The organism is Pararhizobium sp. LjRoot238 (assembly GCF_964252955.1).
In the GTDB taxonomy this organism is placed as follows: Bacteria; Pseudomonadota; Alphaproteobacteria; order Rhizobiales; family Rhizobiaceae; genus Pararhizobium.
This window is the reverse complement of record NZ_CAXUPP020000001.1, coordinates 3970217-3990183: the sequence shown is the minus strand read 5'-3', so window position 1 is coordinate 3990183 and position 19967 is coordinate 3970217. Positions and strand designations below refer to the sequence as shown.

Annotated in this window: 19 protein-coding genes and 1 tRNA gene; 7 read left to right on the top strand and 13 right to left on the bottom strand. The window is 59.8% G+C overall.

Features of this window, described 5'->3' with window-relative positions:
* The first annotated feature begins 180 nt into the window (after positions 1 to 180).
* Positions 181 to 588: a thermonuclease family protein gene (locus ACSQ3F_RS19585; RefSeq protein WP_436102194.1), complete on the top strand. Its 408-nt coding sequence runs from the start codon at positions 181 to 183 to the stop codon at positions 586 to 588.
* A 116-nt stretch (positions 589 to 704) separates the two neighbouring features.
* The gene (locus tag ACSQ3F_RS19580; protein ID WP_436101733.1) at positions 705 to 1517 is read left to right on the top strand and encodes a calcium-binding protein; all 813 of its coding nucleotides are present in this window, start codon (positions 705 to 707) and stop codon (positions 1515 to 1517) included.
* 165 nt (positions 1518 to 1682) lie between these two features.
* On the opposite strand, the gene ACSQ3F_RS19575 is transcribed toward ACSQ3F_RS19580, so the two are convergent.
* The 3 genes from ACSQ3F_RS19575 to ACSQ3F_RS19565 are packed head-to-tail and all read right to left on the bottom strand — an operon-like array spanning position 1683 to position 2585.
* On the bottom strand, positions 1683 to 1886 hold the full coding sequence (locus ACSQ3F_RS19575) for a hypothetical protein (RefSeq protein ID WP_436101732.1): 204 nt from the start codon (positions 1884 to 1886) through the stop codon (positions 1683 to 1685).
* Between the two features lie 45 nt (positions 1887 to 1931).
* Entirely contained in the window at positions 1932 to 2108 is a 177-nt protein-coding gene (locus ACSQ3F_RS19570; RefSeq protein ID WP_436102193.1) for a hypothetical protein, read from the bottom strand.
* Positions 2109 to 2123: 15 nt separating this feature from the next.
* Positions 2124 to 2585 carry a hypothetical protein gene (locus tag ACSQ3F_RS19565; RefSeq protein WP_436101731.1) on the bottom strand — a complete coding sequence of 154 codons (462 nt, stop codon included), beginning with the start codon at positions 2583 to 2585 and terminating at the stop codon, positions 2124 to 2126.
* A 465-nt stretch (positions 2586 to 3050) separates the two neighbouring features.
* Here ACSQ3F_RS19565 and ACSQ3F_RS19560 point away from each other — a divergent pair, with 465 nt between their 5' ends.
* Together ACSQ3F_RS19560 and ACSQ3F_RS19555 are read left to right on the top strand one after the other, a co-directional pair.
* The gene (locus tag ACSQ3F_RS19560) at positions 3051 to 4367 is read left to right on the top strand and encodes a hypothetical protein (protein ID WP_436101730.1); all 1317 of its coding nucleotides are present in this window, start codon (positions 3051 to 3053) and stop codon (positions 4365 to 4367) included.
* A 292-nt stretch (positions 4368 to 4659) separates the two neighbouring features.
* Positions 4660 to 5541 carry an HNH endonuclease gene (locus tag ACSQ3F_RS19555; RefSeq protein WP_436101729.1) on the top strand — a complete coding sequence of 294 codons (882 nt, stop codon included), beginning with the start codon at positions 4660 to 4662 and terminating at the stop codon, positions 5539 to 5541.
* A 450-nt stretch (positions 5542 to 5991) separates the two neighbouring features.
* Here ACSQ3F_RS19555 and ACSQ3F_RS19550 read toward each other — a convergent pair.
* Positions 5992 to 6068, bottom strand: a tRNA-Pro gene (locus ACSQ3F_RS19550).
* A gap of 191 nt (positions 6069 to 6259) precedes the next feature.
* On the opposite strand from ACSQ3F_RS19550, the gene ACSQ3F_RS19545 reads away from it, so the two are divergent.
* Entirely contained in the window at positions 6260 to 6943 is a 684-nt protein-coding gene (locus tag ACSQ3F_RS19545; protein ID WP_436101728.1) for a thermonuclease family protein, read from the top strand.
* 9 nt (positions 6944 to 6952) lie between these two features.
* On the opposite strand, the gene ACSQ3F_RS19540 is transcribed toward ACSQ3F_RS19545, so the two are convergent.
* From ACSQ3F_RS19540 to ACSQ3F_RS19520, 5 genes are all read right to left on the bottom strand, one after another.
* The gene (locus tag ACSQ3F_RS19540) at positions 6953 to 8119 is read right to left on the bottom strand and encodes a glycosyltransferase family 4 protein (RefSeq protein ID WP_436101727.1); all 1167 of its coding nucleotides are present in this window, start codon (positions 8117 to 8119) and stop codon (positions 6953 to 6955) included.
* A 62-nt stretch (positions 8120 to 8181) separates the two neighbouring features.
* The gene (locus ACSQ3F_RS19535) at positions 8182 to 9441 is read right to left on the bottom strand and encodes an O-antigen ligase family protein (RefSeq protein WP_436101726.1); all 1260 of its coding nucleotides are present in this window, start codon (positions 9439 to 9441) and stop codon (positions 8182 to 8184) included.
* Positions 9438 to 11000 carry an undecaprenyl-phosphate glucose phosphotransferase gene (locus tag ACSQ3F_RS19530; RefSeq protein ID WP_436101725.1) on the bottom strand — a complete coding sequence of 521 codons (1563 nt, stop codon included), beginning with the start codon at positions 10998 to 11000 and terminating at the stop codon, positions 9438 to 9440. Before ACSQ3F_RS19530 ends, ACSQ3F_RS19535 begins: the two co-directional genes overlap by 4 nt.
* 57 nt (positions 11001 to 11057) lie before the next feature.
* On the bottom strand, positions 11058 to 12233 hold the full coding sequence (locus tag ACSQ3F_RS19525) for a glycosyltransferase family 4 protein (protein ID WP_436101724.1): 1176 nt from the start codon (positions 12231 to 12233) through the stop codon (positions 11058 to 11060).
* 5 nt (positions 12234 to 12238) lie between these two features.
* Positions 12239 to 12814 carry a polysaccharide biosynthesis/export family protein gene (locus tag ACSQ3F_RS19520; protein WP_436101723.1) on the bottom strand — a complete coding sequence of 192 codons (576 nt, stop codon included), beginning with the start codon at positions 12812 to 12814 and terminating at the stop codon, positions 12239 to 12241.
* A gap of 219 nt (positions 12815 to 13033) precedes the next feature.
* Here ACSQ3F_RS19520 and ACSQ3F_RS19515 point away from each other — a divergent pair, with 219 nt between their 5' ends.
* Positions 13034 to 15157 carry a GumC family protein gene (locus tag ACSQ3F_RS19515; protein ID WP_436101722.1) on the top strand — a complete coding sequence of 708 codons (2124 nt, stop codon included), beginning with the start codon at positions 13034 to 13036 and terminating at the stop codon, positions 15155 to 15157.
* A gap of 11 nt (positions 15158 to 15168) precedes the next feature.
* Here ACSQ3F_RS19515 and ACSQ3F_RS19510 read toward each other — a convergent pair whose 3' ends face one another.
* From ACSQ3F_RS19510 to ACSQ3F_RS19500, 3 genes are all read right to left on the bottom strand, one after another.
* Positions 15169 to 16440 carry a GNAT family N-acetyltransferase gene (locus ACSQ3F_RS19510; protein ID WP_436102192.1) on the bottom strand — a complete coding sequence of 424 codons (1272 nt, stop codon included), beginning with the start codon at positions 16438 to 16440 and terminating at the stop codon, positions 15169 to 15171.
* 154 nt (positions 16441 to 16594) lie between these two features.
* Complete coding sequence (locus ACSQ3F_RS19505) at positions 16595 to 17338, bottom strand: metallophosphoesterase family protein (RefSeq protein WP_436101721.1); 744 nt, start codon at positions 17336 to 17338, stop codon at positions 16595 to 16597.
* A gap of 16 nt (positions 17339 to 17354) precedes the next feature.
* A complete protein-coding gene (locus ACSQ3F_RS19500; RefSeq protein WP_436101720.1) occupies positions 17355 to 17567 on the bottom strand; it encodes a DUF2842 domain-containing protein in 213 nt (70 codons plus the stop codon).
* Between the two features lie 180 nt (positions 17568 to 17747).
* On the opposite strand from ACSQ3F_RS19500, the gene ACSQ3F_RS19495 reads away from it, so the two are divergent.
* Positions 17748 to 18851, top strand: coding sequence for a COX15/CtaA family protein (locus tag ACSQ3F_RS19495; protein ID WP_436101719.1), 1104 nt, complete (start codon positions 17748 to 17750; stop codon positions 18849 to 18851).
* Positions 18852 to 18948: 97 nt separating this feature from the next.
* On the opposite strand, the gene argC is transcribed toward ACSQ3F_RS19495, so the two are convergent.
* The gene (argC, locus tag ACSQ3F_RS19490; protein WP_436101718.1) at positions 18949 to 19881 is read right to left on the bottom strand and encodes an N-acetyl-gamma-glutamyl-phosphate reductase; all 933 of its coding nucleotides are present in this window, start codon (positions 19879 to 19881) and stop codon (positions 18949 to 18951) included.
* Positions 19882 to 19967: the final 86 nt, after the last annotated feature.

The following is a 19967-nucleotide window of genomic DNA, read 5'->3' as shown; positions in this document are numbered from 1 at the left end:
GGGCGTCAAGATTACCCGAAAGGCGCACTGCGAACGCGAAACTCACTCCGTTTGGGGTACGGGTACTGCAGCTTCTACTAATGCAGGTCATCGGATACAATCGCGGCGCAAATCTGGGGGAAGGGCATGCATATCCACGCCGATCGCCGACGCTCGTCGCCATTGTTGTTCGTCACACCCATGGCAGCGGTGCTCCTTGGAGGCGCCTACGGCTGGGCCACTATGCCGCCCACGGACACGATCAGCGCTTCCTTCGCGCTGTGCGGAGAATCCGCCCGCGTCACCTGCGTTGTCGACGGCGATACGTTTTGGCTCGATGCCGTGAAGTATCGAATATCGGATATAGACACCCCCGAGATCAGCGAACCGAAATGCCAGGAAGAACTGGCGCTCGGAGAGGCGGCGAAATACCGGCTCCTATCCCTGCTCAATGAAGGTCCCTTTGGCTTGAAAGCCGGCCTGAGAGACGAGGACAAGTACGGGCGCAAGCTCAGGGCGGTTTATCGCGGCGGCCTGTCGCTGGGGGATGTGCTTGTCGAAGAGGGGCTTGCCCGCCCGTGGACAGGGCAGCGCATGCCTTGGTGCTGAGACCGGCCAGTAGTGCCTGCCCGGATCACTTACAGCTACGCGGGCTCGCGAATGGTAGCGATTGCCCTGCAACCTGAAATGGACTTATAGGTTAACTAATAACGCTGGGGGAATTTATGGGCGCGTCTATTTCGGTAAACAGCAATCTTGGACTTGACATCAGGCAGCTAGATTTCAGTGCAATCTATTACGCCTACTCCTATACCTACGGATCCACCATCTTTCGTGCGAACTACGGTGGCGGAGACGTCGACGAGTTTCGTGGCGCAGACTTCCAATACAACTCCTACGGGGAGCCAATTAGCGGCACCGTGAACAGCTATGCCGCTGTCCGTGATGGCACGAAGTTTTTCTCGGTCGATGGTGTCAGCATCTCGGCGACAAGTATTGTGAATGCGGCAAGAACCTATTCCACGAGCGATGACCTAGCCGTCATTGCCAATGCGCTGAAGGGGAATGACATTTTCAGAGGCGGCAACGGCAACGACTATGTCAAGCTATTCGGCGGAAACGACACGCTGATCGGAAACGGCGGTAATGACTACCTCAATGGCGGATCAGGAGCCGATAAGATTACTGGAGGCCGAGGACATGACTATCTCCGTGGGGAAACGGGCAGCGATACATTCATTTTCAGATCGACAGCAGAGTCCACCTACGCCACCGCCGGCCGCGACACGATCTACGATTTCACCGGGGTCGACAGGATTGACCTGTCTGCAATTGATGCCAGCACGGTGTTATCGGGGAACCAGACATTCAATTTCATAGGTACCAAGCTGTTCACCGGGAAGGCAGGCGATTTGCGATATGAAAAGACGAGTTCCGACACCTATGTTTATGGTGACGTGAATGGCGACAAGAAGGCTGATTTCGCAATCCATCTCGATGATGCCGTGACCCTGCAGAAGGGCTATTTCGTTCTCTGATACGTGGTAGCGCTTTGAAACAGTCCCTCCGCCGAACCTGCGGCAGAAGCAAAACTGAAAGAATTGCTGCTCCCCAAACAATGAGAAACATTCCCGCAGTGAACGCTTGCTGTAACGACGATAGGATGCAACCTGACTCAGCGAGGAAGCATGGACTGAATAGGCTCAAGGAACAGTTGGGACGAGCGTAGTGAACGGCAATTCTTCTGACGCGAGTAAATCTGGCGCATCGCCTGATGTGAAACCTGTAAAGCGCTGCAGCCTCATTTTGCGCATTCTGTTCGCGATCGTCGTCGTCGCGTTGTTTCCGTTCATAGCGGTTGCAGTCATCACCGGGTGGGGAATATTGGCGGGGTTGATAATTGCCATATTCGGTCGGTAGTCAGCATCACCCTGACATCAAGTGCGAAGGTGCTACCCCTCTATCTGACAGATCGTAGCGTTATCTTGCGAACCCTTGAACGACGGGTGCCGCAGCTTCCCATCTTCAGTCCAGGCGCGATACTCGATCTCGGCCACAAGGAGCGGCTTCGTAAAGACGGCATTCTTGCCAGAAATCGCCAGCGCGTTGAAAACTCTAACTTTCCGCATACCGGCATGGAACACTTATCGCCCGTTTTCCGTGATCGCGGGATTGATATTTGCAACGTGGGAAATGAGAAGCGGGACTTGGTATGCGATCGATATAAAGATGGCAAATGATACAAGCGATGCTGCGACAAAAAGCAGGAAAGACAAAGCCCGGCGCATCCAGTGAGAGTCGGGCTTTGGCGGAGCGACGAAGAAGATGGATGCGAGTACCGCTTTTGTGGTCGCAGTGAAAGAAAGGAATAGCAGCAGTGACAGCAGGCTCAAAAAACAGAAGGTCAGTAGGCGCGCGACACCCAGAACGCTCTCCAACTCCTCAGTTGAAAATTGAACCTGCCGCCCGGCGTACACCGTGATCACCATGCTGAATACCATGCGGACGATTATGCCCACGTAGTCCGATATTCTTTTGGTGGCGTCAAAAGACTTGGACGGATCGCCCGAAACGACCGCCGATAGAAATGCTTTTGTTGAATTCATGAAGACCTCGAAATGTGCGGCTAGGCGGTCTATGGGATGAGACATCCTCGATAGAGGACATAACAAAATTCCACCCTATCGAAATGCCTCACAAAACCGCAAGTGATTGAGTTTCAGCTATTGCCTTGCTCCGGCATTGGGCGCCATCTGGCCAAAAACAGCCGATTTTAGTTTTACATTCGCCGCCTAAGTGTTTGAAGCATATAGGGCCGACATTGACCTGTTTTACAGGCAAGCATATGAAATCGCCCGATTATGCCTAGCTTCTCAAGCTAGCGTGTATTGAAGAAATAATGATTACACGGGGACAGAAAATTTGTCCCACATCTCGCCTAACACGATGATTTTTGGGTACTCCGGCATCGGCACAATGCTTGATTGCGGGCGCTGGTGTTTTCTCTTCGCTGATACGCGGCATTAAGGTGTCGCAGGTATTTTTGCCCGATCAGCGTCGGGGGTGCGGTAGTGATCAGTAATTTTGAGGAATTGGTAATAAGGGCGTCGAACGAAGGTTCGCGGAACAATATTGGGGAGGCGATCAGATGTTATGAGGCGGGGTCATTTCGAGCCGCCATTGTGTCCGCATATGTCGCGATGTGTTTCGATTTGATAGACAAGTTGCGCCAACTGGCGTCCGCTGGCGACGGAAAGGCAAAGGTAGAAATCGAAAAACTGGACAGGTACTACGAGCAGCTAAAGGGGGGGAATTCCGCCACATTCAAGGATCTGTTGGAGTTTGAGCGGCGGCTCTTGGACCTGTTTTTCATTGATTTCGATTTCTTCGACATCCATCAATTCGAAGAATTGAAACGATTGCGCGACGACAGGAATAAATGCGCACACCCGAGTGTTCTGCCCACGGGCCAGCATTACAGCCCTTCGCCAGAATTGGCTCGCTTGCATATCCGGAACACTCTTATCTATGTTCTCCAGCATCCTCCAAGGCAAGGGCGCGCAGCGATTGCAGGACTCAAGGAGCTCATCCTCTCGCCCTATTTTCCGGAAGACGATGGTCAGGCGGCACGGAGTCTCAAAGCGTCAGACCTTGGGAATGCCAGGCCTCCGCTAATTGTTGGAATAGTTGATGAACTTTTATTCGGGTGGCCCAACCCCGCGCATGAGTTTTATCATCAAGGCGCGGCTATAAGGGCAATATTTGCGCTACTAGAGATTCACAGATCAGAAGCGCTCGCGCGGATGAAAATCAACGTTGACAAGCTTCTGAAAAGATCTGACGACGACTGCGTGGCACTGGGGTCGTTCTTGGCAGTAAGAATCATTGATATCGGCCACAATCTTGGTGATGGTTCGGTGTCCACCGTGTCTTCGTGGCTATTAAAGCTGTCTGATCCTCAAGTGGGAAATTTCACAAGCAACGCCTTGAGGATATCAAAATTGAGGAGTGCTGCGCTTCAAAAAGCCGCTATTTTAACGCCGGATGAATTGGCTCCTGGCGTATATATTGAGCCGGCACCTGAGGTAGTTACCCGCGCGGTAGAGTTATATTCTGGCGCAGGTAACTGGGTTGATGCGAACTCTCTAGCGCATAAATGCGCCGTCCCATTTGTTTCATACATGACAGAAGCCCACGTGCGCCGGATATTTGAAGCGGCCACAAGGGGCAAGGCTGACCTAATCGGCAGCAATACGCTTCCTACCTTCGTCAAAGCTCTGTATTCGCATTCCTCGCTCGGCAGAACTGTCTTGGATGGAATTTTTGATGAGTTCGATCTATCCCGATATAAAACATACGGCGAGAGCGACACCACACTCGTAAGTTAGCAACCTCCAGGAAGCTTCGCGACTGTCATGACGGGGCTTTCAAGTTTTACAATCGGCAGCTAAGTGTTTGAAACATCTAACGGCGCCCGTTACAGCCAAGTCCATGAAATTGCCGGATTAAGCCTAGCATCCCAAGCCGACTGTTTCCGACGAATCGAGGCTAGGAAGAACGTTTGGGCTGTCCTGGTACGCAAATTCGCTCCGCTGTCCAGAATTTACTAGGCGAGCATTGCCCACTGGCAATGAAATTGCGATATCCAGTAATAGGAAGCAGAGGGGCAAAATCAGCGAAATGGCTTATTGGTGGGTATCGCAGAATCAAACGCATAAACAGGAACGCGACGGTGGTTATCTTTGGGCTCCGAAAAGCGGCGCCAATGGAGTAGTCTTTCACCACTGGTCTAATATGATTTTGGTGCGGCCCGGCGATGTGATCTTCTCGTATGCGAAACAGTCCATCGGCGCGATCGGCGTTGCATCGAGCGGTGCCTTCGACGCGCCTCAGCCGGTAGAGTTTGAAGACGCTTGGCACGGCGAGGGGCGAAAGGTTGACGTCGTCTACCGCGCGATCAATCCTGCAGTCCGCCTCAACACTTTTGTCGATGATCTGATCCCACTTCTGGCCGAGCGCAACTCGCCAATCACCAGCAAGAAAAAAGGCGTCCAGGGATACCTGTTCGCCCTTCCGCCAAAGGCCGGTCAACTTATATGCGACCGGCTCGACTTCGCGGCTCCCGTTGAACAACTGGTCGCTGACGCTCTCACGCTGACCGTGCCGGATGAGACAACAAGGGACGCTCTCGTAAAAGCACGCATCGGACAAGGACGCTGGAGGCGTGACTTGATGCGACATTGGTCAGGCAAATGCGCTGTATCCGGCTTGGAGATTGAGGAACTTCTGCGGGCTTCTCACATCAAACCGTGGCGTGACTCGGATAATCGGGAGCGTCTAGACGTGCTGAATGGCTTCATGCTAGGGCCGGCCTACGACGCGGCGTTCGACGCAGGGCTGATCAGCTTCGAGGATAATGGCGCCATCGTAGTTTCCCCGAAGCTTCCGGCGAACCAGTTGCTGGCAGCGGGTATCTCGAATACGGCAAAGCTTTCACCGCTGGTCGAGGCGCATAAAAGTTATCTCGCTCACCATCGAGCGAACGTGTTTTCCTGGGTCTGAGATCGGCGTTTGGCTCAAGTACGTTGACCAGCCAAAATACCCCCCGCGCAACCATCGCGGCCGGTAAGCCTATATTGGGCACATACGGGGAAACGGCATTGGCTAACATCGTAGTTAGCCCATTGAAACGTCGGTTTCTGTCAGGCCATCCGCGACGACCATATAACCGCGAACTACGCGGCAACCGTTGAGCTCGGCGCGCAAGTTGCGCTCCGGATCGGCGGCGGGCTTTCGTTTCGACGCGGGCATGGGGCAAAGAATGCCAGATCTGGGCCGAATCGTCATCCATCGCGCGGGCTGGGTCCATTTTGGAGCCATAACCAAACCGGACCTCTACGGTTATTTGCCCTCTACCGCTTGTATGGGACCCAAAATGGACCCAATTTCGCGACTCTGCCGTTTTCGACGTTTCCCGGTAATTAAAAAACCCTTTACTTTGAAAGGTTTAAATGGTCGGAGCGGCGGGATTCGAACCCACGACCCCTTGACCCCCAGTCAAGTGCGCTACCGGGCTGCGCTACGCTCCGAACCGAAAAGAGCCGTATATAATCGGGACTTGAGGCGCAAGCCCTGATTTTCGAAAAGGCAAGAAATCGGTGAGAAAAAGCTTGGCGTTTGTTGTCGCTATCCCCAGCCGCCGCGCCGATTTTTCCGGTCCTTAAAGTTTTCAGCAACCCGTTGCCCCGATAATGCCGGTTGTTAATCGGGGAGCCGGGTGATGGCGAAGACAGCGGGCAGAAAAAGCCAGAGGCGGCGGACGGGCCGGAAGCAGTCGAAGGGCGGCATGTGGCCGTGGTATCTGGCCGGTGTCCTAACGGTCGGCGCGGCGGTCGCCTATGATCACCGGGCAGAGATCGCGCCGATGGCAGCACCTTTCTATACGGCGTCGATCGTCAAGGCGCGACCGGTTGATAGGCGCGCCGAAAAGCAGCCGGACAAGGCGAGAACGGCTTTGGCGATGCCAACGCGCGGAGCGCGCCCGATCGAGCAGGCCGCCCTTGAACCGCCAGCGCGGATCACCGGTGAGGGAAAATCCCGCGACGGCAAGCCGGGAACCTATTATTTCTGCACGGAAACGCTCGAAAACTGCGTCGTCGATGGCGGCACATTCTGGTACGGGCGTCAAAAAATCCAGATCGCGGATATCCGGGCGCCGCGCATCAAACAGGCGAAATGCGACAACGAGCGCAAGCTCGGCTCGCTGGCAAAACGGCGGCTGTGGGAAATCCTCAATGCCGGCGAGGTGCAACTCGCGGCGGCGGGCGGCGGCAAGGCCGGAGCTTCCGGCCGGGATGCGCGGGTCACGGTGGGCGAGGGGCGGTCGATCGGCGACATGCTGATTGCCGAGGGCCTGGCCCGGCATAGGGCGGACGGCAAACGGGGCTGGTGCGCCGAAGGTTAGCGCAACGCGTTAAGCTCTTGCGGCAAGCCGCCGATAGACCGCTTCGGTCTTGTCGATCATCTTCTCCATCGAAAAATCCGACATTCTTTCCTGCGCCGCCGCCGTCATCGCCCGGTGCCGGTCCGGATCGGCACTTTCGACCATCGCGTTTGCCAGCTTGCCCGTGTCGCCATCGTTCGGCACAATCAACCCGGTTCTATCCCTTTCGATCGCCATCGATGCGCCGCCGACATCGGTCGAGATGATCGGCTTTCCGGCCGCTGCCGCTTCCAGCATCACATAGGACATCGCCTCGTAGCGGCTCGACATGACGAGGGCGTCGAAGGCGGGAATGGCCTGGGAGCCGGTGAAGGCTGAGGTCAGGCGAACGCGCTTTTGCAGACCGCTCTCGGCGATGGCCTTGCGCACCTCACGCTCCCGTTCGCCCGAGCCGACCATGATCAGCTGTGCGTCCGGCAGCCGCGCGGCAGCGTTGCGGAAGGCCTCGATCAGCCGTTCGGGCGCCTTTTGATGCGACAGCCGGCCGACGAAGCCGAAGACGAAGGTTTCGGCCGGGATGCCGAAGCTGGCGCGGACCGTCCTTGCCATGTCGAGCGGCAGCGGCGCGACGCCGTTGACGATGACGGACAATCTGCACTCGGGTATTCCGAGCGACCGCGCATGAGCATATTCGTCATCGGAAACGCAGATCAGGTGATCGGTGAAGAGGCCCGCCAGGATCAGTTCGATGGCGCCGTAGATAAGACGCCCCGCCTTGCCGAGCGCCGGGTCCATGGTGCGGAAGGCATGCGGCGTGTAGACGCGCGGAATGTGGCGGCCGGGCAGGTGAGGGCGCGACAGCGCGCCCGCCTTCGAGCTGTGGCCATGGATGATGTCGAAGGGTCCGCCATTTCCGATGATGCCGCGAAGGGCGCGAAAGGCGGCAATGTCGGACCAGCCCGGAGCGCGTTTCATCGCAACGATGTGAATGGCTGGCAGATCGAGGGATTTCAATTCGCGGATAAATGCATCCTCCGCCCGGACCGGCGAATAGACGGCTTCGACGTGATGGCCGCGTGCTTTCAAGCCGCGGCAGAGGTCGAGGAAATGGCGCCCGGAGCCGCCACCGCTCGGCTCGAGCACCTGAAGAATACGCAGGCTGCCGCCAATTTCAGCGATAGGAGGGTCGATGCTCATTCTGACAATCCGCCGCCGGCCCCGATGTGGAACCGATCCGTAGCCTATGTACAATGTTGATGTTAACGCAGCGTTGGCGCGCTCGTATGGCGATGTGTCAGGGTGCGCCGATGGCGATGCTCCAGCGCGCCACAGCCCCAGATGACGCCGAAAAGCAGGTAGACATGCCGCCAGTGGTCGATGTCGATAACGTTGCCAATGGCCGCGTGGCCGATCAGCACGAGCCAGGCGATCATCAGATAGGGCTGCCACGGCCGGTCGAGCAGCAGGAACCGAAAGCCCATGGTCACAGTCCAGATGATCAGCGTGACATAGCTGACAAAGCCAAGCCAGCCATAGGAGGTGAGGCACTTCAGCCAGATATTGTGCTCATCCTCGGGAAAGATGGTGCTGAACACCATCGGGCCGATACCGAGCGGCTTTTCCATCGACATCAGGAAGCCGATCTTGTGGCGGTCGAAACGCCCGAGATGGCCGCCGTCATAGTCCTGGACGAGCTGCGTGCGGTTGGAGAAGAGATCGGCGACCTGCGGGATCTGCAGGGCGACGACAAGGGCTGTGATCATCAAGAGCGCGCCGCCAAGCGCCAGCACCAGGATTTTCAGACGGAAGGCGCCGGTGCGTTCCTTGAGTAGCATGATGAGGACGAGGGCGCAGGCGCAGAAGAGATAGAGCGCCCAGGCCGCGCGCGAAAAGGACAGGAACAGGCCGAGCGCCATGATCAGGATGGCGACGGCCTTGACCGGCGCGGTGGTGATCCGCTCGGTGAGCAGCCGGTGGATGAGATAGAGGGATGGAGCGACGAGGAAGGGGCCGAAGACGTTGGGATCCTGGAAGGCGCCCTTGGCGCGGTCGTAGAGCGTAAAATTCTGAGCCCCCGGTATCGCGCCGAAATAGCCGAGAATGCCGAGCAGGGAGGTGAGGACGCCGGCCGCAACCCAGGCATCGAAGATCAGTTTCAGGCGCTCCTGGCGGGCGTCGATGATCGCCGCGTAGAAGACCGCCGTGAGGGCCAGGAAGCCTGATACGGCCATGTACATCGGTGCCGTCGCAAGGTCGCTCATGACGGTCAGCGACAGGATGCCGCCGGTCATGAACAGCATGAGCAGGGCAAGCAGCGGCGCGACGGCGCGCGAGATTTTCAACCCGAAAAGGAACCAGAGGCCGATCAGCGTCGCCATGAAGACTTCGTAAGGGGCAGGTTCGGCAATGACGAAACCCGACAGGAAGACCCCGAAGGAAGCCATCGCCGAGCCGACGATCGCCACGGCGGCAAACTGCGGACGAAAGCCCGCGGCAGACGTGGCGCCGAGCGTGCTCAATAAGCGTTATCCGTGTTGAGAAGCTTGTATGGCGTCAGCAGCAGGATCTTCAGATCGAACCACAGCGACCAGTTTTCGATATAGTAGAGATCGAAGGCGGTGCGGAACTTGATCTTGTCGTCATTGTCGATCTCGCCGCGCCAGCCGTTGATCTGCGCCCAGCCGGTGACGCCCGGCTTGACGCGGTGGCGGGCGAAGTAGCCCTCGACGACATCCGAGTAGGTGCGGTCGGCGGTCTGGGCAAGCACGGCGTGGGGTCTCGGGCCGACAAGCGAGAGCTGGCCCTTGAGCACGTTGAAGATCTGCGGCAGTTCGTCGATTGAGGATTTGCGCAGGAACCGCCCGACCCGAGTGACGCGCGGGTCGCCCTTCGTGACGGCATTGCGGGCCGTCGGATCGCTCATGTTGGTGTACATGGAGCGGAACTTGTAGACCTCGATCGTCTCGTTGTTGAAGCCGTGGCGCTTCTGCTTGAAGATGATCGGGCCGGGCGAACTGAGCTTTACCGCGATCGCCGCGCCGATAAACACCGGCCAGAGGAGGGCCAGTGCAACGAGGCTGAAGAACACGTCGAAAATGCGCTTGGCAACCGAATCCCAGTCGGCGATCGGCTTGTCGAAGATGTCGAGCATCGGCACCTGGCCGACATGCGAATAGCTGCGCGGGCGGAAACGGAGATTGTTGGCGTGGGCCGCAAGACGGATATCGGCGGGCAGGATCCAGAGCTTCTTCAGCAGTTCAAGGATGCGATTTTCCGCCGACAGCGGTAGAGCGATGATCAGCATGTCGATGCGGGTGAGGCGGGCGAAATCCACCAGTTCGGCGACGGTGCCGAGCTTCGGATAGCCGGCGACGATCACCGGCGAGCGGCGCTCGTCACGGTCGTCGAAGATGCCACAGATGCGGATGTCGTTGTCGGATTGCTGTTCGAGCGAGCGGATCAGGTCCTTGGCCGGTTGGCCGCCGCCGACGATGACCGCCCGGCGCTCCATGGTGCCGTTGCGCGCCCAGCGGCGGATCGAATAGGCGATGAAGGTGCGTTCGGCAACGAGGAAGAGCGTGCCTGCAACATACCATCCGGCAAACGAGAGCCGCGAGAAAGTATCGCCGATCTTCAGCAGGAACAGCGCCAGAGCCATGGAGGCGAAGGCCAGCGTCCAGCATGCTATCAACCGCGGCAACGCGCGGGCGGAAGAACGCAGCAGGGGAACCTGATAGCCGTCGCACAATTGCAGGAAGGCGACGGTCAGGGCCGCGCCGCCGGCAATCATGCCGCAATAGCCGAGCCAGTCTTCCAGCTTCGGCGCGACATAGACCATGTGGATGGCATAGCCGATGGCGAACAATGCGGTGAATTCGAACAGCCGCATCAGACCGATGATCATGTTCGGAGAATAGGTGTCGGTGCGGAACTGCGCGGCGATGCGGCGGGCGAGCGGATTGAGTTCGGGCTTCGGCTCGTCGCCGCGTTTCTCGCCGGGCGTAATGGTCCGGATCTCGGAAATCTTCTTTCGCAGCGCTTCGGTATCGAAGGTTTCCGGTTTGTCAATCTGGTTCATGATATCCGCTCGGCCGTTCATATCCGTTCGGGATAGCAGAAAGCCCCTAAGAAACGCTTACGAGCGGTTGTGCCCACTGTCCTGCCGGGCGGCCAATTCCGGAACAAGCTGGCGATAGAGCCGCATGACGCTGTTGGCCATGGTTGATGTCGAGAAGGCCGCCTTGAAGGCTCCCGCATCCGGCATCACCTTGGCCGCCCAGTCCTGCTCGGTCATCGCGACCGTCATGACATCGGCGAGCGACTGCGCGTCGCTCGGGGCAGCAAGAGCGGAACTCTCCGGGCCTAGCACCTCCGGGATGCCGCCGACCCGGGCGGCGATCACCGGCTTGCGGGCGGCCAGCGCCTCAAGCACGATATAGGGCATGGATTCGGCGCGCGAGGGCACGACGACATTGCGGGTGAACGCGAAGGCATCGCGTGCTTTCATCGCCGGCAGCATTTCGATGCGGCGGCCAAGACCGCGTTCCAGCATCATCTGCTCGTAGTCGGCCTTTTGCGGCCCGTCGCCGATCATCATGGCCGACAGCGGCTTGCCGATGATCCGCTCCGCCCGCGCGAAAGCATCGACGAAGAGGTCAGGTCCCTTCAGATCGCGCAGCATGCCGATATAGAGGAAATCGACGGCGTCCGGCCGGGCATGGACAGTCTCGAAATCGCGATCGTCGACGCCGTTGTAGATCAGTTCGCTGCGGGCGCGCGGTTTTCCGACCTTCTTCTCGTAGGTCGTGCGCTCGAAATCGCACACGAAGACGATCGCGTCCGTGAGATATTCCTGAAGGCGCTCGAGAACAAACACGGCTTTGCCGGAAAACGTGCCGCTGTTGTAGTGCAGGCTGCCGCCATGCGGCGAATAAAGGCGGGCAACGCAATACCTGTTCACCCGCAAGGCTGAGCCGATGATCCGCGCCAGGACGCCGCCCTTGGCGCCATGACCGTGGAGGATATCCGGCTGCAAACTTCTGATTTCCTTGTAGCTGCCCCAGAGTGCCGTCAGATCCGTCGGACCGATGGACCGGCGGATCGGCAGGCGGACGAGACCGAGCGCCAGAAACGGCCTTATCTCGTCGAAAAGAGCGTCTTCGTGGGTGCCTCCTGTGGTGCTGTCGCAGATGATGCCGACTTCATGACCCTGCTTGGCATGTGCTTCGGCCAGATCGCGGACATGGCGGAAAATGCCGCCGATCGGCGACCTGAAGCAATGAATGATGCGCAGCGGGCGGGGATCAGGCATGGCCGTCAGAACAGCCGCTCGCGCACATAGATGGTGTCGCCTGCCATGATCGGATCGGAAATCGAAACCCGGCCGGTGAGGATGCGTCCATTGATCTTGCGGGTGACGTCGACATTCGCCTGGTTGGCGCGCGGCGTGTAACCGCCCGCAACCGCAATGGCGTTCTGCACCGTCATGCCCGGAACGTAGGAATATTGCCCGGCCTGGCCGACTTCGCCCATGATGAAGACGGAGCGGTAGCGGTCGACCTCGATCGTCACGTCCGGATCGCGCAGATAGCCCTCGCGCAGCTTGCTGGCGATCATCGATTCCATCTCGGGCAGGGTGTGGCCGCGCGACGGCACGGCGCCGATCAGCGGGAAGGCGACATAGCCTGCCTGATCGACCGTATAGGTCCCGGTCAGGCCGGCCTGTTCGAAGACGCTGATCCGCAGCCTGTCGCCGCTATCGACGCGGTAGGGCTGGATCGTGGCCTCATGGAACGCCTTCGGCGCAGGCTGGTAGCTGCTGCAACCAGACACTGCGAGGCACAGAGAGAGTGCGGCCAGGGAAAGGCCTGTTTTCAATCGTGCGGACGTCATCGGGCTCTCGCGCTCCAGGAACCATGTCATGGCCTGATGTTATCAATCCGTTAGGGTTAATAGCCGGTAAAGGCGCGGGGACATTTTCGCGGCCGGCGGTGCGTCCATCGTGCATTCGGTGGTTGTTTTCCAGGGTGCGCGCGCCGGTTTCATTAACGCTTGCGTTACCATGTTTGTTTACGGTGTCGCCGAGTTGTGTGCAGGTTCGGGGTAAAGCGCATGTCGGGCGTCAACGGCGGTCATCAGGATGTAGACATCGATCTCGGCGGGCTGTTCCGCGCCATCTGGCGGCGGCGGGGCAGGGTGCTTGCTGCGACCGTCGTCTTCGCCGGCCTCGCTTTCGTTGGCACGAGCTTGATGTCTCCCGACTACCAGAGCGAGGCGCGGCTGCTGATCGAATCGCGCCAGCCGGAATTCAGCGGCGCCAACCAGGGACCGCCGCAGACCACCGATAGCCCCTTCGACGAATCCGGTATTTCCAGCCAGGTGCAGGTGCTGCGCTCGGTCGATCTGATCAAACAGGTTGCCCGCGAGATGAAGCTGCATGAACTGACGGAATTCGATCCGACGGCGAACCCGTCGGCGGTTTCCGATATTCTGGTGATGCTCGGCATCAAGAAGAACCCGCTCGACCTGCCGCCGGAAGAGCGCGTGCTGAAGGAATTCCAGGAGAAGCTGCAGGTCTACCAGGTCGAAAAATCGCGGGTCATCGCAATCCAGTTCACCTCAAAGGACCCGCTGCTGGCCGCGGTCATCCCGAACGCGATGGCCAAGGTCTTCCTGTCGCTGCAGAGCGGTGCAAAGCTCGACTCCAACACCGAAGCCAGCCGTTGGCTGGAGCCCGAAATCGCCAATCTGCGCGAAAAGGTTCGCGACGCCGAGGCCGAGGTTGCGGACTACCGGGCGTCGTCCGACCTGTTGCTGACCGGCGAAACCGGCGGCACGTTTGCGACGAAGCAGCTGAACGATATTTCCACCGAGCTTGCCCGCGTGCGCGGCGAACGCGCCAATGCCGAGGCGCGCGCCGAGAATGTGCGTGCAGCGCTTGCGAGCGGCCGCGCCGTCGATACTCTGAACGATGTCGTCGCTTCGCCGATGATCCAGCGCCTCAAGGAAACAGAATCCAACGTCCAGGGCCAGATCGCCGATCTCTCCACGACCCTGCTTGACGGGCATCCGCGTTTGAAAGGGCTGAAGTCCCAGCTTCAGGGCATCCGCGCGCAGATCCTCAGCGAAACGAAGAAGATTCTCGGCAGCCTCGAAAACGAGGCCAATGTCGGCCAGTTGCGCGAGCGCCAGCTTGTGGCGCAGCTCAATACGCTGAAGGCGACTTCCGCCAAGGCGGGCGAAGACGAGGTCGGGCTGCGGGCGCTGGAGCGGGAAGCGACGGCGCAACGGCAGTTGCTCGAAACCTACCTGGCACGTTACCGCGAGGCGACGTCGCGCAGCGGCGAAAATGCAGCGCCCGCCGATGCGCGCATCATTTCCCAGGCGGTCGAGCCGACCGAGCGGCATTTCCCCAAGGTCCTGCCGATCACCATCGTCGCGGCCCTTGCCAGCTTCCTGGTTTGCTGCGTGGTCATCATGCTTTCGGAACTGTTCAGCGGCCGCGCCCTGCGCCCGGTCGGGCAGGTAGAGCCGGACTTTGAAGAGGAACGGCTGGGGCCGCCTGTGACTAAGCAAGCGGCATCGGTCGCCAACCGGACGCCGATCGTTCCCGAAAACGCTCCGGTGGATGAAGCGGTCGATGATGATTTCTCGATCGAATCCGTCGCGGAGCATCTCGGCGCCGACGATGTTCGCGTCGCCATCTCGGTATCGCCGGCTGGTGACGCCGGTTCGACAAACGCGGTCCTGCTCGCCCGGCTGATCGCGGAGGAGGGGCGCAAAATCGTGCTGATCGATCTGACCGGCACGGCCTGCCCGACGCGGCTGATGGCACAGTCGGCCGATCTCGCCGGCATCACCAATCTGCTGGTGGGTGCGGTTCCGTTCACCGAGACGATCCATGCCGATCGCCTGTCCGACGCACATATCATCCCGCAGGGTGACGCCGACCCGGTTCTTGCGATGCGCGGCATCGAGCGGCTGCAGATGATCATCGATGCGTTGTCGAACGCCTATGACACGGTGCTTGTCGAATGCGGCCCGGCCGATGTCGGTGCCGTCCGCAAGGTAACGCGGTCCAAGGATACGAAGATCATCATCTCGGCACCCGCCGTCGCCAATGGGGAAATCGTCGAGCTGATCACCGGCTTCGCCGAGGAAGGCTTTGGCGAGATCGTCCTGATGACGGGAACGGGTTATCCGCAGTCGGGGAAACCCGGCCGTCGCGCAGCCTGAGAAGCGCTGTTTCAGTCGTCGTCCGTGTCGCTGGGGGGCGCGCTGCCCGGTGCTTGCCGCCGTTGGCGCAGGCGCTGCAGGAAGGCGTAGGCCTGCTTGTTTTTCTTGATCTGCACTTTGAGCCGGACCGCAAAGCGGTGGGCCAATGCCGCCAGACGTCCGCGTATCGTAAGCGGCAAGACGATGTCCCGCTGGGGCGTCTCGACCGTGCACCAGGAGCGCTTGTAGGCCTGGTCGCCGATGCCGAAATCGAACAGCGTAATTCCTTCGGCGTTGAACTTGCGGATCATCAGGTAGAACAGCAGCTCTCCGGGGCTGGCGTCGGCGGCGATATCCTCGTCGATCGATCCGAACTGGCAAATGACGTGATCGCCCTTGCGCGACAGACCGGAGATCGCGACGACGCGGCCCTGATGTTCGCCGCGCAGGCGGATCGCGTGCAGTTCGAGAGGTTGCCCGTCACCGGCCGGTCCGATGGCCGCGAGCGTGTGGAAGAAGTCCCGCGTCTCGCTGTCCTGAAAGACGTTGGGCAGGCCGAGTGCCTTGAAGCGGATGGCCTTCTGTTCGAAAAACAAATCCAGCATCTGCCGGCGCGCGTCCGGTGTTGTGGCTACAACGTGTTCGTAGCCGCCCAGCGCTTCGAGCCGCCTTTCCGAGAGGCGGAATTTCTTGCGCCGCCGCTTGGCGTTGATCTGCGCGAGCGTCGCCTCGAAGGTTTCAAGAAGCGGCAGCTGGAAAGACGAATTCTGGTTGCGGACAGCCGGAAGCGAGGCGAGCGGATGGCGGACGCCGCGCCACTCGAAAGGTATTTTCTCCAGCGTGACGATATCGGCGACGCGCGACAGTTTCACCGACAGATCGGCAATCAGCACGCCGGCGAGCTGCTCGTCCGTAAGGGGATCGAAACCGGGTGCAAAAAGACCGGTGTTGATGTTGCTGTGGGGTGAGCCGATGAAGCGGGCCGTGCGGAAAAACCGGCCGCGCACCAGTTCGAGCGGCAGGATGAAAACCGTCTTGTGATCGATGCTGCCGCGCACGAGAAGCAACTGATTGGAATGGGTGGCAGCCCAGGCGGCGCACCAGTCGAAGCTTTGATGCAATGATGTCGCGGACGATGCCTCCAGCATGCGCCAATCGGCTTCCAGCGCCTGCATGCTGACGTGTACCGTCAGCTTGAGGTCGCGGGCGACGACGATATCCTGCACCTTCTCGCGACGGGCATGCCAGACGCGGCTGTGAGCCTCGTTAACGGGCATCATGTTGAAGTCCACGTCGGTCATGATCGCTTGCTGTTCCGGGAGCTGGATGAAGCCTCATCTAGCGCAAGCATGCCCTTATTTTCATTTAAATTGGACGGGCTGCCAGTTGCTTGCCCGGGATTTCGTCAAATGCGGTTACCGAATGGATAAAACGGGAAACAAGGGGCATTGCAGCGGCCTATGCGTCAAGCCAGCCGGTGGCAAGTACATTGGCCCATTCGTCGCGGCCACGCGACCGGGCGAGACGCGACATGGGCATGTGGTCGTAGGGCACCTTGCGGAACGTCACGTCCCAGCGCCCGCCAACCTTCGAGAGGATGGCGTAGCAGGCATCCGGCGAGCCGGTTTCCACCTTGTGGAAGACGGGCTCGTCGTCGTCGTAACCAGGGCAGCCGACGCTGCCGGGGTTGACGACCAGGCGGCCGTCAGCAAGCCGGACAGCGCGCGGGATATGAGTGTGACCGCAGAGGATGACGGGAAAGTCGATGCCCACGGCGAAACTTTCGATCCGCTGGCGGGCGGACATATGCACCACGCCGTCTGCGGTCAGATCCTCCAGCCAGTAGGTGAGATCATCCTGCGGCGTGCCGTGGCAGAGAAAGATTTCCTGCCGGTGGGCGAGCGTTGCGGGTAGGGCGCGCAGCCATTCGAGGTGACGCGGCTGCAACTCGTCAAAGGCGGTGCGGTCCGAACGCCCCATGTCCGCCGGTTCCCTTGTGACCAGCCAGCGGTCGTGATTGCCGCGGATCGACGGGAAATTGCGCGCGATCAGAATATCGGCCGTGCGGGCGGCGTTGAGCGGCCCGCTCAGGTGATCGCCGAGATTGACCACCTCCTCGATGCCCTGACCGGCGATGTCGGCGAGCACGGCCTCGAGCGCCAGGTCGTTGCCATGGATATCGGCGATCACGGCGATTTTCATGCGAATATTCCTCGGCTCAGCGCGGCTTGGCGGGCTTTTCCATCCACTTGATGATCAGCATGGCGGGCAGGACCCACAACAGGCCAGTGAAGAAGAAATAGGCGAGGTGCACCCACCATGGTGCAGCGCCGAGCAAGAGCGAGGCGAAGGTGGTGGCTGCCAGCGCATAGACGATGACGAGGATGATGATCAGGATCGTGCCGATCAGTTTTCTGAGGCGTACGGGCATTGAAGTCTTTCCGGTTGGCAGTTTTCCGCGCGTTGGCATCGGGCCGCGACGGCATGCCGCAAAGGGATAAGTCTTGTTTTGCATGCTGCTCTCGTGCAAATCAACGCCTTTGATGCATAGCCCTCAAGACAAATCGCCTCCCGCAGGCAGGGGCCATGCCGTTTAAGAGTGGAGTCCTCGATGGCGAGCACCGATTTGGCAACGCAACAGCGTCTTCTGAGCGAGATCGATACCGTCAGCCGCAACCGCGCGCAGATCAAGATCTGGCTCGGTGTCGTCGTGCTCGCGTTGTTTGCGCTGGTGCTCGTCGGCGGCGCGACGCGGCTGACAGAATCCGGGCTCTCGATCACTGAGTGGAAGCCGATCCACGGTGTCATTCCGCCGCTCACCGAGGCCGAGTGGCAGGAGGAATTCGAGCTCTACAAGCAGATCCCGCAATACACGCAACTCAATGGCGGCATGACCATCGAGGGGTTCAAGACGATCTTCTGGTGGGAATGGGCGCACCGCCTGCTGGCCCGGTCCATCGGCATGATCTTCGCACTGCCGCTCGCTTTCTTCTGGATCAGGGGACAGATCGAGCCGCGGTTGAAACTGCCGTTGATCGGCATTCTGGCGCTGGGCGGCTTTCAGGGCTTCATCGGCTGGTGGATGGTTTCCTCCGGCCTTGCCGAGCGCACCGAGGTCAGCCAGTACCGTCTCGCAACCCATCTCGTCATCGCCTGTCTGATCTTCATCTCCTGCATCTGGATCGGCCGCGGGCTTGCGCCCCATACGGACGATCCGGCGCCGACGAAAAGCTCGAGGAAGATGGCTGCCATCATCGCCTGCATGGCGCTGTTCCAGATCTATCTCGGCGCGTTGGTCGCCGGGCTCGATGCGGGCTTGAGCTACAATACCTGGCCGCTGATGGATGGCGCGCTGGTGCCGGGCGATCTGTTCGTCCAGCAGCCAGCCTGGCTCAACCTGTTCGAGAACCCGAAGACAGTGCAGTTCGTTCACCGCATCGGCGCCTATGTGCTGTTCGCCTTCGTGCTGATGCACATGATCGCCTCGCTGCGCAACGCCGCCGACACGACGCATGCGCGGCGGTCGGTCCTGCTCTTCATGCTGGTGACGATCCAGGCGATCATTGGCATCACCACGCTGGTCCTGCAGGTGCCAGTCGGGTGGGGCGTGGCGCATCAGGGCGGGGCGCTCGTTGTGCTCGGCTTTGCCGTCGCCCATTGGCGCGCCTTCCTCGGCGAATATCCGCGGCCGCTGGCGATCGAGGAAAGATCGTGAAGGAGCGAATAGCGAATAGCGAATAGAAAAAGGTGGCGCGAAGCAGTCGCACGGCCCCAACAGGCGTTTATTCTATTCGCTATTCGCTATTCGCGCCTCAAGCCGACAGCATCAGGTCCATGTTCTGGACCGCCGCCCCCGACGCGCCCTTGCCGAGATTGTCGAGCAGGGCGACGAGATTGACCTGTTCGCCGTCTGTCGATCCGAAGACATAGAGCTTCATCGTGTCCTTGCCGGCGAGTTCGACAGCATCGACGCGGGCCATCTTCGCACTCTCGTCCAGGGACACGACCTCGACGATCGACTGTCCGGCATAGTGGGCAACGAGGGCCGCTTGGATGCTTTCGAGCGTGGCGCCGTCGTTCAACTGGTCGAGGAACAGCGGCACCTGAACGATCATGCCCTGCGGGAAGCGGCCGACTGAGGGGGAGAAGATCGGGGCGCGATCGAGCAGCCCGTGGGTCTGCATCTCCGGCACGTGTTTGTGCTTGAGCGTCAGGCCGTAGAGGAAGTTCGGCGAGTCTATGTGATCCGGATTGGCCGGATCTTCCATCTGCGCGATCAACTGCTTGCCGCCGCCGGTATAGCCGGAGACTGCGTTGACCGTCACCGGATAGTTTTCCGGCAGGATGCCCGCCTGCCGCAGCGGCCGGATCAGACCGATGGCGCCGGTCGGGTAGCAGCCGGGATTGGCGACGAGGCGGGCGCCGCGGATCTTGTCCGCCTGCGCGGTGTCCATCTCGGCGAAACCATAGGCCCAGTCCGGCGCGATGCGATGCGCTGTCGAGGTGTCGATGATGCGCACCTTGTTGTTGCCTGCGAGCATGGTGACGGCCTGCTTCGAGGCGTCGTCGGGCAGGCAGAGGATGGCGACATCGGCGCTGTTCAGAAGGTCTTCGCGAATGGCGGCGTTGCGGCGCTCGGCCTCCGGAATGGACAGGAGTTCGACATCCGAACGGCCCGCCATGCGGCTGCGGATCTGCAGCCCCGTGGTGCCGTGCTCGCCATCGATGAAAATCTTCGGTTTCATGGTTTTATCCTGTCCTGCCAATTGATTGGCCGTCTTTGCGGAATCACTTTGGCATGAAATTGAATCAGTTTGACAACAGGGAGGCA

What these genes read in the sequence shown, in the direction of transcription:
- ACSQ3F_RS19585 (WP_436102194.1), top strand. Translation starts at nt 181, where the DNA reads ATGGCAGCGGTGCTCCTTGGAGGCGCCTACGGCTGGGCCACTATGCCG.
- ACSQ3F_RS19580 (WP_436101733.1), top strand. Translation starts at nt 705, where the DNA reads ATGGGCGCGTCTATTTCGGTAAACAGCAATCTTGGACTTGACATCAGG.
- ACSQ3F_RS19575 (WP_436101732.1), bottom strand. Translation starts at nt 1,886, where the DNA reads ATGGCAATTATCAACCCCGCCAATATTCCCCACCCGGTGATGACTGCA.
- ACSQ3F_RS19570 (WP_436102193.1), bottom strand. Translation starts at nt 2,108, where the DNA reads ATGCGGAAAGTTAGAGTTTTCAACGCGCTGGCGATTTCTGGCAAGAAT.
- ACSQ3F_RS19565 (WP_436101731.1), bottom strand. Translation starts at nt 2,585, where the DNA reads ATGAATTCAACAAAAGCATTTCTATCGGCGGTCGTTTCGGGCGATCCG.
- ACSQ3F_RS19555 (WP_436101729.1), top strand. Translation starts at nt 4,660, where the DNA reads ATGGCTTATTGGTGGGTATCGCAGAATCAAACGCATAAACAGGAACGC.
- ACSQ3F_RS19545 (WP_436101728.1), top strand. Translation starts at nt 6,260, where the DNA reads ATGGCGAAGACAGCGGGCAGAAAAAGCCAGAGGCGGCGGACGGGCCGG.
- ACSQ3F_RS19540 (WP_436101727.1), bottom strand. Translation starts at nt 8,119, where the DNA reads ATGAGCATCGACCCTCCTATCGCTGAAATTGGCGGCAGCCTGCGTATT.
- ACSQ3F_RS19530 (WP_436101725.1), bottom strand. Translation starts at nt 11,000, where the DNA reads ATGAACCAGATTGACAAACCGGAAACCTTCGATACCGAAGCGCTGCGA.
- ACSQ3F_RS19525 (WP_436101724.1), bottom strand. Translation starts at nt 12,233, where the DNA reads ATGCCTGATCCCCGCCCGCTGCGCATCATTCATTGCTTCAGGTCGCCG.
- ACSQ3F_RS19520 (WP_436101723.1), bottom strand. Translation starts at nt 12,814, where the DNA reads ATGACGTCCGCACGATTGAAAACAGGCCTTTCCCTGGCCGCACTCTCT.
- ACSQ3F_RS19515 (WP_436101722.1), top strand. Translation starts at nt 13,034, where the DNA reads ATGTCGGGCGTCAACGGCGGTCATCAGGATGTAGACATCGATCTCGGC.
- ACSQ3F_RS19505 (WP_436101721.1), bottom strand. Translation starts at nt 17,338, where the DNA reads ATGAAAATCGCCGTGATCGCCGATATCCATGGCAACGACCTGGCGCTC.
- ACSQ3F_RS19500 (WP_436101720.1), bottom strand. Translation starts at nt 17,567, where the DNA reads ATGCCCGTACGCCTCAGAAAACTGATCGGCACGATCCTGATCATCATC.
- ACSQ3F_RS19495 (WP_436101719.1), top strand. Translation starts at nt 17,748, where the DNA reads ATGGCGAGCACCGATTTGGCAACGCAACAGCGTCTTCTGAGCGAGATC.
- argC (WP_436101718.1), bottom strand. Translation starts at nt 19,881, where the DNA reads ATGAAACCGAAGATTTTCATCGATGGCGAGCACGGCACCACGGGGCTG.